This is a genomic window from Actinomadura sp. NPDC048394 (assembly GCF_040651755.1).
In the GTDB taxonomy this organism is placed as follows: Bacteria; Actinomycetota; Actinomycetes; order Streptosporangiales; family Streptosporangiaceae; genus Spirillospora; species Spirillospora montaniterrae.
In genome coordinates this window covers 105,932-118,345 of record NZ_JBEZJL010000029.1, presented here as the reverse complement: position 1 = coordinate 118,345, position 12,414 = coordinate 105,932, and the positions used below count along the sequence as shown (strand labels likewise).

The following is a 12,414-nucleotide window of genomic DNA, read 5'->3' as shown; positions in this document are numbered from 1 at the left end:
GTCCCGGCCGCGCCGGCCGCGTGCTGGTGCGGTCAGCGGGGCGACGGCACGATGGCGACCGTGACCCGGCCGCGCCGCTTCCGCCTTCCAGGCTCCGGCTAGTCCGGTCCCATCCGCGCGGCTGTGGAACGGCCGGGGAGGCCGGCCGGGAACACCGGTTCGATCCGGTACAGGGACGGCATGCCGCCGCTGCGCGGCGCGATGTCGCGGTGGACGCCGGCGAGGCCGCTCACCAGGTCGTGGGCCGTGAGAAGGCCGACGAGCACGTTCCGGTCGTCGGTCACCGGGACGTAGTCGCGGCCGGCCTTCAGCATGGCTCCCGCCGCCTCGGCGATCGTGGCGGTGGGCGGCACCGTCACCGGAGGGCCGGGCGGCAGGAGCGTGGTGACGGCCCGCCGGGCCTGCTCGGGCCCGGAGGCGCCCCAGGAGGCCGTCAGGGTCTGCGCGTCGACGACGCCGATGAAGCCTCCCTCGTCGTCGGCCACCGGCAGGTGGTGGACGCCCGCCTGGCACATCAGCTCCCACGCCATCAGCACCGATTCGGACTCGGAGATGGTGAGAAGGTCCAAGGTCATCACCTCGGCGGCGGTCCGCTTCTCCAGCGGGCGGTGCGCGGCCATGGCTCCTCCTGGCTGTCGGTTTCCGTCCTCACGTCCAGGATTCGAGGTCAGGGAGCCGGATCGCAGAGGCGAAGGTCCCTCCTGAAGGGGCCGAGAAGCCCGGCCGCGCCGAGACGTCAGCCGCGCTGGAGCCGCTTGATGACCTCGATGACGAGGTAGGCGACCACGGCGAAGACGACGATCCGTGCCCACGCGCCGAGGCCGAGCGCGGCCGAGTGGAAGACCCGGTGCATGAACGGGGTGTACGTGTAGAACATCTGGATCGCGATGAGGGCCACGGCGCTGACGGCCGTCCAGGGGTTGCGGCGGATCCCGCCCCACAGCAGCGGCCGCTCCAGGGACAGGCAGTTGAACATGTAGGCGATCAGGGTGACCGCGAAGACGTTCACCACGATGGTCCTGGCCGTCTCGGGTGAGGCGCCGTCCATGCGCTCCCAGTGCTGGAGACCGAACGAGCCGGCGAGCAGGATTCCCGACACCAGCAGGATTCGCAGGGTCATCGAACGGGTGAGCAACGGCAACGATGGGGCGCGGGGAGGCCTGTGCATGATCTCCTCGTCCTTGGGCTCCACGGCGAACGGCAGGCCGAGGACCAGCACGGCCGTCATGTTCAGCCACAGCACCTGGAGCGGCAGGATCGGCAGCGAGGCGTTCGCGACGATCGCGGCGACCAGCACCAGCCCGAGGCCGATGTTGGACGGCAGGGCCCAGACGATGAACTTGACCAGGTTGTCGAACACGCCGCGCCCCTCCTCCACGGCCTGCTCGATGGAGGCGAAATCGTCGTCGGTGAGGACCATGTCGGCCGATTCGCGGGCGGCGTCGGTGCCGCCGCGCCCCATCGCGACGCCGATGTCGGCCCGTTTGAGGGCGGGGGCGTCGTTGACGCCGTCCCCGGTCATGGCGATGACGTGGCCGGCGTCCTGGAGCGTCCGGACGAGCTGGAGCTTCTGCTCGGGGGAGACCCGCGCGAACACCGCGGCCGCGTCGACCTGGCTCGGGGACAGGCCCGCGGCCAGGTCGGCCCCCGTCACGACCTCGCCGCCGAGCCCGATCCGGGCTCCCACGGCCGCCGCGGTCGCCGCGTGGTCACCGGTGATCATCTTGACCTGGACGCCGGCGTCGCGGCAGGCCCGCACGGCGTCCGCGGCCTCGGGACGCGGCGGATCGATCATGGCCTGCAGGCCGAGGAAGGTGAGGCGGGGCAGCGGGTCGAGGCGGTCCGACGACGCACGCGCGAACGCCAGGACGCGCAGTGCCCGCCCGCCGAACGCCTCGGCGCGAGCCTTGACGGCCGCACGGTCCAGGGGCTGGGGCAGGCCGTCCGGCCCCGCCTGGTCGTCGCAGAACTCCAGGATCCGCTCTACCGGACCCTTGACGTAGACGGTGCCGCCTTCATGGGCGGTCGCCATGAACCGGCGCTCGGACGTGAAGGGGAGCGTGGCCGTCCGGGGCGGCGCATCGCCTACCCGGGCCTTGGCCGCGCTCGTCAGGAGGGCGCCTTCGGTCGGATCCCCGGTGATGCGCCAGCCGCCGTCCTCCTGGAACAGCTGTGCGTCGTTGCAGGCCGCGCCCGCGAGCAGCGTCTCGCGCAGCGCGGGATGCGCTTCGAGCCGGACTGGTCCTCCGTCCTGCTCAACGGCCCCGGCGGGTGCGTACCCGGAGCCCGACATCGAATACTCCCGGCCGCCGGCGAAGACGGCGGTGACCGTCATCTGGTTCTGGGTGAGCGTCCCGGTCTTGTCGGTGCAGATCACCGTCGTGCCGCCGAGCGTCTCGACCGCTGGGAGGTGGCGGACGATCGCTCCCCGGCGCACCATCCGCGCCACCCCGAAGGCCAGGGTGATCGTGACGATGGCGGGAAGCCCCTCGGGGATGGCGCCGACCGCCAGCGCGACCGCGGCGGTGAGCATCTCGGCGGGCGGGCGGCCGTACAGGACGCCGATGGCGAAGGTCAGCGCCGCCAGCACCAGGATCGCGACGGTAACGATCTTGCTGAAACGGGCGATCTTCCGGGTGAGCGGGGTCTGGACGGTGCTGGTCGTCTGCACCAGCCGATGAACATCGCCGATTTCGGTGTCGGCGCCGGTGGAGACGACGATTCCGGCACCCTGCCCGCCCGTGACCAGCGTCCCGGAGAAGGCCATGTTGCGGCGGTCCGCCAGGGCCGCCTCTCCCAGAGCCGCCGGATCCTTGCCCACCGGGACGGACTCGCCGGTGAGCGCCGACTCGTCCACGGAGAGCTCGTCGGCGCGCAGCAGGCGCAGGTCCGCGGGGACCTTGTCACCGGCCGCCAGCTCGACGAGGTCCCCGCGGACCAGACCGGCAGCCGGAACGGTCAGCGACCTGCCGTCCCGGACGACCGACGCCGTGGTCTGCGTCAGCGCCGCCAAAGCGGTGAGCGCCTTCTCCGCACGGGACTCCTGGACGAACCCGACGACGGCGTTCACCACCACCACACCGAGGATGACCAGGGCGTCCGCGTGCTCGCCCAGCAGCGCGCTCACGGCCGCCGACGCCAGCAGCACATAGATCAGCGGGCTGTGGAACTGCAGCAGGAACCGCCGCACCGGCCCGCGACCGCGCGCTGCGGGCAGCGTGTTCGGCCCGTCCCGCGTGAGCCTCGCTGCGGCTTCCGCACCGGCGAGACCGCGCTCGGCGTCCGTGCCGAGCGCGGCCGCCACCTCGCCGGCCGGAGCGCGGTACGGCGCCTGCACAGGCGTCATCCGAGCTTGGCCAGCCGCTCGTCGTACTCCTCCGAGGTGATCTCACCGCGCGCGTAGCGATCGGCGAGGACCTCCCGGGCGTGCCGGTGCTCCATCTGCTCATTGATGGTCGGGACGTCGCGGCGCGACGCCGCCAGGCGCACGATCACCCACGCGACCGCACTGATGAGGATGACCCAGAGAATGATCATCATCGACCCCCAGATCCACATCCAGCCGGACCAGCCGCCATTGCCCATGTGCCCCCATCCGCCGCCGGGACCGGCGACGACGAGGACGTACCCGATGTTCATGGCCGTACCTCCTGATGACTCCACCGTCCTCCGCCGGCAGTGCAGGACGGCAGGGGCGAAGGTCCCAGCGGCGGGCGACTCTTGGCCTCTCATCAGACGAACGGCGACCGGCGATCCTGGGCCGAGGAGGGAGGACACCATGGACCGACGGTGCGTTCTCGCAGGTTTCGACGGCTCACCGGCCGCCGGGCAGGCCGTCCGGTGGGCGGCCGTGGAGGCGTCCAGGCGCGGCGTGCCTCTGCGCGTCTGCCATGCCTGGAACTGGCCGTATCCGTCGCGCCCCGAAGACGAGGCGGCGGCGGCGATCGTCCGGGGAATGGGCGCGATGGTGCTGGACGAGGGCGTCCGCCTCGCGCGTGAGACGGCCCCGGATCTCGACATCGCTCCTCTCCTCCGCAAGGGCTCCGCGCCGGGCGTCCTGTTGGAGGCGGGCGTGAAGGCGGAACTGACGGTGGTCGGAACCCGGGGAAGCGGCGGATTCGACGCCCTTCCGCTGGGGTCCACGGCGACCCAGGTCCCGGCGCACGCGGACCGGCCGGTCGTGGTGGTCCCGGCGGGCGCGCCGCATGAGGAGAGGGCCGGTCCCGCCCGGATCGTGGTGGGCGTTGACGGCTCACCGGCAGGCGACGCGGCCCTCCGCTTCGCACTGGGGGAGGCCAGGCTGCACCGAGCCATGGTGAGGGTCATCTGCGCATGGTGGGACCCGGCGGTGCTGCCCGGCCCCGACCGGCTGCCGTTCACCGACCCGGAAAAGCTCAAAGAGCACGCCAAGGCACGGTTCGAGGCCGCCATCACGCCGTGCCTCGCCGGCTACCCGGAGATCGCTGTCGAGCGCCGGTTCGTCAGGGAGCGCGCCCAGCGCGTCCTGGCCGACAACGCCCGGGGCGCGAGCCTGCTGGTGGTCGGTGACCACGGCATCGGTTCCTCCCCGCGAACCCTGCTCGGTGCAGTCGCCCGAGCGGTCCTGCACGAGGCGCCGGCTCCCATCGCGATCGTCCCCGGACAGGGGCCGCGGACGCGATGACCGGACGGATCACTCGTGGTGGCCGCGCTCCTTCTGGGCGTCGGCCTTGAGCTGCGCGGCGAGCGCGGCGGCCTGCGTCCGGCGGCTCATGCCGAGCTTGGTGAAGATGCTGGAAATGTAGTTCTTGACGGTCTTCTCGGCGAGGAACAGGCGCTCGCCGATCTGCCGGTTGGTGAGCCCCTCGCCGATGAGCTCCAGGATGTGCCGTTCCTGCTCGGTGAGGCCCTTGAGCGGGTCCTTCTTCTCCTGGCGGGCACGGATCCGCTGGAGCATCCGGGCGGTGCTGCGCGGGTCGAGGAGCGACTGGCCGGAGGCGACCGTCCGGACGGCGCCGACCAGGTCGGAGCCGTGAATCTGCTTGAGAACGTAGCCCGAGGCCCCCGCCATGACGGCCTGGAAGAGGGCGTCCTCGTCGTCGAAGGAGGTCAGCATCAGGCAGGCCAATTCCGGCATCTGCGAGCGGATCTCGCGGCAGACGCTCACGCCGTCGCCGTCGGGGAGCCGGACGTCCAGGACGGCGACGTCGGGCCGCGCCGCGGGGATCCGCGCCAGGGCGTGCTCGGCGGTTCCGGCCTCGCCGACGACCTCGATGTCGTCCTCGGCGGACAGCAGGGCGGCGACGCCGCGGCGGACGACCTCGTGGTCGTCCGTCAGGAACACCCGGATCGTCTTCCTGCCCCGCGTCGCGTTCTGGTCGTCCGACCCCGTCATAGTGATCGTTTCCTCGAGTCAGTGGTGATGCCATGGACGCTACCCCTCAGGACGGCCGCCTCACAGGCACCGGAGGTCCCGCGATCGCGGGGACGAAAGTCCCGCCGGCCGTTTCCGCCGGGCGGCCGGGGGCAGCCATGCATGGACTTTCGGCCCTTGCCCAGGCCAGGGCCGGGTAGTGGGGTGGAGGCATAGGGGAAGGAGTGACCAATGCATGTTGGCAAGAGCGCCTCGATCGGGAGTGATCTCGTCCGCGGCGCCGTGGAGGACGCGATCCGGGCACCGTCGGTGCACAACACCCAGCCGTGGCTGTTCGGCGTGCGCGGGTCGCGGATCAGCGTGCGCGCCGACCCCGATCGCCGGCTCGACGTCGCCGACCCGCAGGGGCGGGAGATGCTGATCAGCTGCGGCGCGGCCCTGTACAACCTGCGGCTGTCGCTGCGCAAGCGCGGGTACGAGCCGGTCGTGCGGTTGCTGCCGGACGCGGACCGGCCGCACCTGCTGGCCGATGTCGAGGCGGAACGCGGCGACGGAGCGGTCTCCAGGGAGGTCGACGGCGAGTACGCGCAGATCGAGCGGCGGCACAGCCACCGCGGCGGGTTCCGGCCGGAGCCGGTGCCGTCCGGTGTGGTCACGGCCCTCTTGCGCGCAGCCGAGCAGGAGGGGGCGCGGGTGATCAAGGCCGTCGACGCCCACGTCCTGGGGGCGCTGGCCGCGCTGACGGACGCGGCCGAGCACGTCCAGCGCCGCACGCCCGCCTACGCGACCGAAATAGCCCGCTGGGCGCCGTCGCCGGCGACGGCGCGCAAGGACGGCGTCCAGGAGATCTCCTACCCCGCGCGGACGCCCAGGACGGAGCCGCACTTCCCGCCGCGGGATTTCGCCCGCGGTCAGGGATGGGGAGTCGAGGCCGCCGATGACGACGGCACCGCGCTCGCGGGGATCGCCCTGCTGCTCGTGACGGCCGAGGACACCCCGGCGGCGTGGCTGCGGGCCGGTCAGGCGCTGGAGCGCCTGCTGCTGTGCGCCACCGAGCACGGTCTCGCGGCCGCCCAGCACACGCAGGCGTTGGAGGTCCCCGAACTGCGGGCCTTCATCCGCACGCATTTCTGTGGCGACGCATACCCGCAGATGCTCCTTCGGATCGGCGTACCGGCAGGGGAGGAGCTGGCGACCGTGCGGCGGCCGGTCGAGGACGTCATGATCGAGGAGGCTTGATCAAAATACCCCGCCGGAGCGGGAGCGGCCGCTCGGAAGTCAGCGCCCGGTGAAGGACCGGGACGGGGGCGAGGCTGCTTCCGCCCGCCATGTGGGGCATGAAATGAACGGTTGGTCGTAAGCGAAGTACTCTGCGTGAACAAGAGCCATCCGGCCACGGCCCAATGGCGCCTCGCCTTATGTCCGGGGCCGCCGGTCGGCGATACTGGGAAGGTGACCGACGAGTCTGGGCCAGGCGAGGACAAGGCGCGACTGATCCTGCCTCAGTTGCAGCTGGACGATCTCCTGGCGGAACTCCAGACGCGGCTGGAGGCCGCGCGGTCGACGCGCGACCGGGTGCACGGGCTGCTGGAGGCCGTGGTCTCGATCGGCGGCGAGCTGGACCTGGAGACGGTGCTGAGGCGCATCACGGAAGCCGCCGTCACGCTCGTCGACGCCCGCTACGGCGCCCTCGGCGTGATCGACGAGGAAGGCGAGCGGCTCGTCCAGTTCGTCACCGTCGGGGTCACCGAGGACGAGATCGCGGCGATCGGCCACTGGCCGCACGGCAAGGGCATCCTGGGCCTGCTGATCAAGGAACCGCGGCCGCTGCGGCTGCCGGACCTGTCCGAGCACGCCGAGTCGTACGGCTTCCCTGCCGACCACCCGCCGATGCGCACGTTCCTGGGCGTCCCGATCCGGGTCAGGGACGAGGTCTTCGGCAACCTCTACCTGACGGAGAAGGCCGGCGGCGGCGTCTTCGAGGAGGAGGACGAGGTCGTCGTCACGGCGCTGGCGACGGCGGCCGGCGTCGCGATCGAGAACGCCCGCCTGTACCAGGAGACCCGGCGTCGCGAGCGGTGGCTGGAGGCGTCTGCGGAGGTCTCCACGAGGCTGCTGTCGGGCACCGACACCCACCAGGTCACCTCCCTGGTCGCCGAACGGGCGCGGCAGGTCTCCGACGCGGGCCTGGCGACCGTCGCGCTGATCGACGAAGCGGGCGGGGAGTTCACGGTGGAGGCCGCGGACGGCGCCGATGCGGGCCGGGTACGCGGGATGCGGCTGCCCAGGGGCCACTCGATCGCCGGGAAGGTGTTCGAGGAGGGCGTGGCGCTGCGCCTGGCCGACGGGGCGGACGCGGTTCGCGAGGCCGGCACTCCGGTCGACCTGGAGATCGGTCCGCTGCTGGTGGTGCCGCTGGGCGTCGGCTCGTCCGCCCGCGGCGTCCTGTCGGTCGTCAACGCGCCTGGCGAGCCGGCATTCTCCGAGGGGACGCAGCGGCTGCTGGAGGCGTTCGCGGGGCAGGCGGCGGTGGCGCTGGAGCTGGCCGAGCGGCGCCGGGACGCCGAGCGCCTGGCGCTGCTGGAGGACCGGGACCGGATCGCCAAGGACCTGCACGACACCGTCATCCAGCGGCTGTTCGCCATCGCGATGACGCTGATGGCCGCGATCAAGATCACCCAGAAGCGGGAGGTCGCGGTCCGGGTCCAGCGGGCAGTGGACGATCTCGACGACACCATCCGCCAGATCCGGTCATCGATCTTCGCACTACAGGCGACGGGAGACGAGGAGTCGTTGCGCAGTCGCGTCCACGCCCTCGTCGACGGCGCCGCCGAGCAACTCGGGTTCTCCCCTTCGGTCCGGCTCGACGGCCTGCTCGACACCGCCGTCGACGACGACACCGGCGAGCAGCTCCTCGCGGTCGTGCGCGAAGCGCTGTCGAACGTGGCACGGCACGCGCAGGCCGGCGAGGCCGTCGTCGCCATCGACGTCGGCGACGAATTGACGCTTCGGGTCGAGGACGACGGTGTCGGCATCCCCGATGGCGGCCGCCGCAGCGGCCTGCGCAACATGAGCGAACGCGCCGAGGTGTGCGGCGGGTCCTTCAGGACGCGGCAGCGGCCCGGCGGCGGCACGATCCTGGTCTGGCGCGTGCCCCTCAAGGACGGCTGACCGTTCACGGTCCGATGCGGTGCCGGTCGAAGTCGGCCCACGCGGCGTCCCAGAGCCTGTAGCGGACCTCGTCGAAGCGGCGCCGCAGGAGCTGGTAAGCGCCGAAGAAGACCGCCGCGGTCACGGCCACCGTGCCAACGGCGTAGGCGACGGCGTCACCGATCGTCCGCGCGTGCGGCCGCGGAGGGTCCTCTCTGACGCCCGCCGAGCCGACCCAGACCCGAACGTGATCGCCCACGGACGCTCCACGCCAGGTCTCGTAGCCGCCGGTCCGGCGAGAACCGTCCGGGGCGACCCAGGACACCGTCACTCCGCGGGTCCGGCTCGCCTCGTGGACCTTAACCACCGTCGCGTCGGTCGCATGGAAGACAGCTGCCTCGTGGCGTTCGGTCCGGACCCCCGAATCGTAAACGGCGCCCCCGATATGGACGGCCGCGACCGAAGCGACCACCGTACCGGCCAACAGCAGCATCAATCCGATGAACCACTGCCACCGGTCCATTCCGCGTCGCAGGTCGTTCCGGTCGAAACCGCAGCTACGGCGCCGGCGTTCCATCGTCCGCTCGATCCTCGACAGTTCCATAACTTCCTCCCGCCAAAGTCCTTCTCGGTGAAGCTAAGAGACCGGCCTTCCACACGGCAGGGTCGTCCGGCCCGAAAATGTGATGCTTTGTGAGCGCGGAAACGGCTGGACAACAGGACTTAAGTCCCGTCAGCCATGCGCCGAACGGACCTACAGCGCGCGTCCGCCATGGAGTTGAGTTCGGGGTGGCAAGAGAAAAGGCGATGCGATGGAAGGTGAGACACGATGGCGGTCTCCGAGCACAAGATGAACACCCGGCACGGGCACCACGCGCTGGTGCGGGTGGTGACCCCCAAGCCGCTGACCGAGTCGCCCGCGGCCCGGTACGTGTGGGCGGCCGCGCGGCTCGCCCTCGGCTGGGTCTTCCTGTGGGCGTTCCTGGACAAGCTGTTCGGGCTGGGCCACGAGACCCCCGCCGCCAAGGCGTGGACCAAGGGCGGCGGCCCCACCGAAGGGTTCCTGAAGTTCTCGCCGAAGGGCCCGTTCGCCGGGTTCTACCACGACATCGCCGGCGCGGCCTGGGCCGACTGGCTGTTCATGATCGGGCTCGCGGGCGTCGGTGCCGCCCTGATCCTGGGCATCGGCATGCGGATCGCCGCCGCGGGCGGCGCGGCGCTGCTGGTCATGATGTGGTCGGCGGTCCTGCCCCCGGAGAACAACCTCTTCATGGACGACCACCTGATCTACGCGCTGCTCATCGTCGGCCTCGCCCTGGTCAGCGCCGGCGACACCCTCGGCCTCGGCCGCTGGTGGGCCAAGATCCCGCTGGTCAAGCGCCTCCCGATCCTGAAGTGATCCAAGCCGAGACCGCCGGAGAGGCGCTCGCCCCAAAGGGTGAGCGCCTCTCCGCCATGTCGAGACTCGCCCATCAGGCACATTGACGTGGTGCTAGGCGTGGTGGCGCGCGAGGTGGACTTGGAGAATGGCGTGCCGGAACTGATAGACGGGGCCTACCTGCCGTAGCAGACCAGCCTGGTGTGCTTGCTCAAGGAAACGCATTAAGCGGAGGGGAGGCGCCGGCGGATTCGTAGGAGCACGATCGTTGCGAGATAGGTTGCTCCCGCACTCTGGAGCCCGGTGCCGAGCCCCAGCCCGAGCATCGCACCGATCCATGCGCCGACGGTGAGCATGCCCCCCACTGTCTCCCAGTCGACGGCCCCGTCGATCATCAATGCCTCCGGTATCACCAGGGTGTAGAGGAGCATGATGAACGTCATCGCCAGCAGGCCGCTGACCGCGACGGTGAGGTAGTTCAGCCGCAGGTCTCCACGCAACGAGGCTGACGGGGTCCTGGGCCCGTCGTCATCGGCCTGGGGAAACTCCGCCCAGCGGCGGAGGCCCACGACGAGCCCGGCCCCCACCGAGGCGAGTCCCATCAGGACCGCCGACGCGAGATCCAGTACCGGATAGAGCACCACCCCTATCGCGGTGCCGCCGGCGGCGCCCTCCCCGGCGCTGGTCGCCAAGGCGCGCATGATCAAGCCGGTGCGCCCACGAAAACTCAGCTCGGCGTAGGCCGGTTCCCTTCCCAGGCGGAGCAGACGCCTGGCCGTCGATCCGCCGGCGAGCCCGACGAATCCGAGAAATCCTGAAACGGCCATCATGAACAGGCTCGTGAAGGCAAGCCCGTCCTCCGGGTCGTCGCCGCGGAGGACGCTGGCCATAATCGGGACCAGCCCCGTCAGGACGGTCACCGTCAGCAGCGGAAGCAGGCTGACGGCTCTCGTTCCGGCTGTGGGCACGGCTCGGCGCAGCTGCCATCAGGCCAGGTCACGGCTGCCCCGCGCGTGCATGTGAGCGGCAAGCAGCCCCAGGCGTCGCCGGACCTCAGCGGGGCCAGGGGAACGCCACCAGGGATCGGTGCCCACGATCGCGTCGATGAGGTGGTTGAGAAGGTGCTCGGTGATCGCGTCCGGGGTGGGGAACCGATCGCGGTCCGCCAGGCCGGACGGGTCCTTGCCGCCGTCGATGTAGACCTTGCGCATCAGCCATAACGTCAGTGGGGTTGTCAGGGCGCGGGTGAGCGGTGTGTCTGCATGGCCCCTCAGCGCCGCGATCACTGCAGGCCAGCCCCCCGCCGGAGCGAGGCGGACGGCAGGCGGTCAGATACGCGGCGGCTGCGGCGGGGGCCACCGGGACCGGCTCGATGACGGCGCCGCTGGTGAGCACATCCCCCGCCGGTGGCGTCCACGGCGGAGACGTACTGCTCGGTGCGGCAGGTGAGGACGAGCCCGTCGTCGCTGGTGAGCGCATTGTTGAGGGCCGTCAGCACGCGCGGGCGCACCGGTTCGGGGATCTCGTCGAGGCCGTCGAGGATGGGCAGGATCTTATGGCCGTCCAGCAGGGCGCGGACGGCGTCGGGACCGAATCGCCCGGCCCGCATCGCTGGGTACGTGTCGGTGATCCGGTCGGCCAGCCAGCTGCGCAGCGGCTGGACTGCCGGGTTCCAGTCGGATAGGGGGAACAGGACCGGGACCGGCTCATCGGGCTGCCGGGAGCGGAGGAGCTCGCGCAGCAGCAGGACGGCCAGTGTGGTCTTCCCCATGCCCGCCTCGCCGAGGATGACCAGTCTGCGCCGCGGTAGTGCGCGCAAGCGCTGTGCCAGAGCCTCGATACGGTCGCTGCGGCCATCGAACCGGACCCGCCTGCGGGCCAGCGGCGACCAGGCGCCGCCTGGGCCGATGATGTTGCCGGGGTGATCCGCGACGGGCCGTTCGGTGAACCGCCGGCGCACGGTCAGCGGCGCCGGGTTATCCAGCTGCCGGATGATGATCTCCTCGTCCCACTGGACGCGGAGCAGGTGCGCCAATCTCTGCTGAGCTCGCATCGCCTGCTCCGGCGTACTGGTCGAGGAGACGCCCCCTGCACCGTGGCGCATCCATCTGACGGCGACCGCGGCCAAGGGAGTCAGCCCGGCCACGGCCAGCACGACCGACACCAGTTGCGCCCGATTGGCCTGCACTTGCAGCCCGCGTCCTTCCAGCACGTATGCGGTACCGGCGACGAGACCCACCACCAGGGCCCCAGCGCCGCCCCGCCCGCCCAAGCACGCCATTGCGATCCCCCGGTCGCCATCCATCCATGCTGTCAGCACAACATCTGGATGCGCGTTGTTTCCGCCTGGCAGGTCCCCCTGAACCCTCGGGTGGCTGATCGGCTGGATCGTCAGAATCCGCGTCAGGAGCTGTGGCCGCCCTCGGCGGGCTCGCCGCCCATCCCGTCACCATCGTCACCCGGAACTGGATCTTCGTGTGTCATAGCCTGGCCAGCGGGATCGCGCCTCTCGAGCCCGAACGGCCGGGATGCC

The 12,414-nt window shown here is 71.2% G+C and carries 12 protein-coding genes; 4 read left to right on the top strand and 8 right to left on the bottom strand.

Going from position 1 to position 12,414, the window contains the following annotated elements; genetic code table 11:
• Positions 1 to 98: 98 nt before the first annotated feature.
• From AB0C78_RS22610 to AB0C78_RS22600, 3 genes are all read right to left on the bottom strand, one after another.
• Entirely contained in the window at positions 99 to 620 is a 522-nt protein-coding gene (locus AB0C78_RS22610; RefSeq protein ID WP_360750911.1) for a CBS domain-containing protein, read from the bottom strand.
• Between the two features lie 116 nt (positions 621 to 736).
• Complete coding sequence (locus tag AB0C78_RS22605; protein ID WP_360750909.1) at positions 737 to 3,346, bottom strand: HAD-IC family P-type ATPase; 2,610 nt, start codon at positions 3,344 to 3,346, stop codon at positions 737 to 739.
• Positions 3,343 to 3,639 carry an SHOCT domain-containing protein gene (locus AB0C78_RS22600; RefSeq protein WP_360750908.1) on the bottom strand — a complete coding sequence of 99 codons (297 nt, stop codon included), beginning with the start codon at positions 3,637 to 3,639 and terminating at the stop codon, positions 3,343 to 3,345. The genes AB0C78_RS22605 and AB0C78_RS22600 overlap by 4 nt, the downstream gene beginning before the upstream one ends.
• A gap of 139 nt (positions 3,640 to 3,778) precedes the next feature.
• On the opposite strand from AB0C78_RS22600, the gene AB0C78_RS22595 reads away from it, so the two are divergent.
• Complete coding sequence (locus AB0C78_RS22595) at positions 3,779 to 4,663, top strand: universal stress protein (protein WP_360750906.1); 885 nt, start codon at positions 3,779 to 3,781, stop codon at positions 4,661 to 4,663.
• 9 nt (positions 4,664 to 4,672) lie between these two features.
• Here the strand turns inward: AB0C78_RS22595 and AB0C78_RS22590 are convergent, their stop codons facing one another.
• Positions 4,673 to 5,374 carry a response regulator transcription factor gene (locus AB0C78_RS22590; protein ID WP_360750904.1) on the bottom strand — a complete coding sequence of 234 codons (702 nt, stop codon included), beginning with the start codon at positions 5,372 to 5,374 and terminating at the stop codon, positions 4,673 to 4,675.
• Positions 5,375 to 5,584: 210 nt separating this feature from the next.
• Between AB0C78_RS22590 and AB0C78_RS22585 the strand changes: the two genes are divergently transcribed.
• Complete coding sequence (locus tag AB0C78_RS22585) at positions 5,585 to 6,592, top strand: hypothetical protein (protein WP_360750902.1); 1,008 nt, start codon at positions 5,585 to 5,587, stop codon at positions 6,590 to 6,592.
• A 213-nt stretch (positions 6,593 to 6,805) separates the two neighbouring features.
• On the top strand, positions 6,806 to 8,524 hold the full coding sequence (locus tag AB0C78_RS22580) for a GAF domain-containing sensor histidine kinase (protein WP_360750900.1): 1,719 nt from the start codon (positions 6,806 to 6,808) through the stop codon (positions 8,522 to 8,524).
• Between the two features lie 4 nt (positions 8,525 to 8,528).
• On the opposite strand, the gene AB0C78_RS22575 is transcribed toward AB0C78_RS22580, so the two are convergent.
• On the bottom strand, positions 8,529 to 9,107 hold the full coding sequence (locus tag AB0C78_RS22575) for a hypothetical protein (RefSeq protein WP_360750899.1): 579 nt from the start codon (positions 9,105 to 9,107) through the stop codon (positions 8,529 to 8,531).
• 246 nt (positions 9,108 to 9,353) lie between these two features.
• On the opposite strand from AB0C78_RS22575, the gene AB0C78_RS22570 reads away from it, so the two are divergent.
• A complete protein-coding gene (locus AB0C78_RS22570; RefSeq protein WP_360750915.1) occupies positions 9,354 to 9,902 on the top strand; it encodes a DoxX family membrane protein in 549 nt (182 codons plus the stop codon).
• A gap of 203 nt (positions 9,903 to 10,105) precedes the next feature.
• Here the strand turns inward: AB0C78_RS22570 and AB0C78_RS22565 are convergent, their stop codons facing one another.
• The 3 genes from AB0C78_RS22565 to AB0C78_RS22555 form a co-directional block, all read right to left on the bottom strand.
• A complete protein-coding gene (locus AB0C78_RS22565; protein ID WP_360750897.1) occupies positions 10,106 to 10,801 on the bottom strand; it encodes a hypothetical protein in 696 nt (231 codons plus the stop codon).
• Between the two features lie 66 nt (positions 10,802 to 10,867).
• Positions 10,868 to 11,092: a hypothetical protein gene (locus AB0C78_RS22560; protein WP_360750895.1), complete on the bottom strand. Its 225-nt coding sequence runs from the start codon at positions 11,090 to 11,092 to the stop codon at positions 10,868 to 10,870.
• Positions 11,093 to 11,163: 71 nt separating this feature from the next.
• A complete protein-coding gene (locus AB0C78_RS22555; protein ID WP_360750894.1) occupies positions 11,164 to 12,123 on the bottom strand; it encodes an NACHT domain-containing protein in 960 nt (319 codons plus the stop codon).
• Positions 12,124 to 12,414: the final 291 nt, after the last annotated feature.

Excerpts from the sequence above, each read along its gene's own strand:
- AB0C78_RS22560 (WP_360750895.1), bottom strand. The coding sequence starts at position 11,092 with ATGCGCAAGGTCTACATCGACGGCGGCAAGGACCCGTCCGGCCTGGCG.
- AB0C78_RS22590 (WP_360750904.1), bottom strand. The coding sequence starts at position 5,374 with ATGACGGGGTCGGACGACCAGAACGCGACGCGGGGCAGGAAGACGATC.
- AB0C78_RS22585 (WP_360750902.1), top strand. The coding sequence starts at position 5,585 with ATGCATGTTGGCAAGAGCGCCTCGATCGGGAGTGATCTCGTCCGCGGC.
- AB0C78_RS22605 (WP_360750909.1), bottom strand. The coding sequence starts at position 3,346 with ATGACGCCTGTGCAGGCGCCGTACCGCGCTCCGGCCGGCGAGGTGGCG.
- AB0C78_RS22575 (WP_360750899.1), bottom strand. The coding sequence starts at position 9,107 with ATGGAACTGTCGAGGATCGAGCGGACGATGGAACGCCGGCGCCGTAGC.
- AB0C78_RS22570 (WP_360750915.1), top strand. The coding sequence starts at position 9,354 with ATGAACACCCGGCACGGGCACCACGCGCTGGTGCGGGTGGTGACCCCC.
- AB0C78_RS22600 (WP_360750908.1), bottom strand. The coding sequence starts at position 3,639 with ATGAACATCGGGTACGTCCTCGTCGTCGCCGGTCCCGGCGGCGGATGG.
- AB0C78_RS22595 (WP_360750906.1), top strand. The coding sequence starts at position 3,779 with ATGGACCGACGGTGCGTTCTCGCAGGTTTCGACGGCTCACCGGCCGCC.
- AB0C78_RS22610 (WP_360750911.1), bottom strand. The coding sequence starts at position 620 with ATGGCCGCGCACCGCCCGCTGGAGAAGCGGACCGCCGCCGAGGTGATG.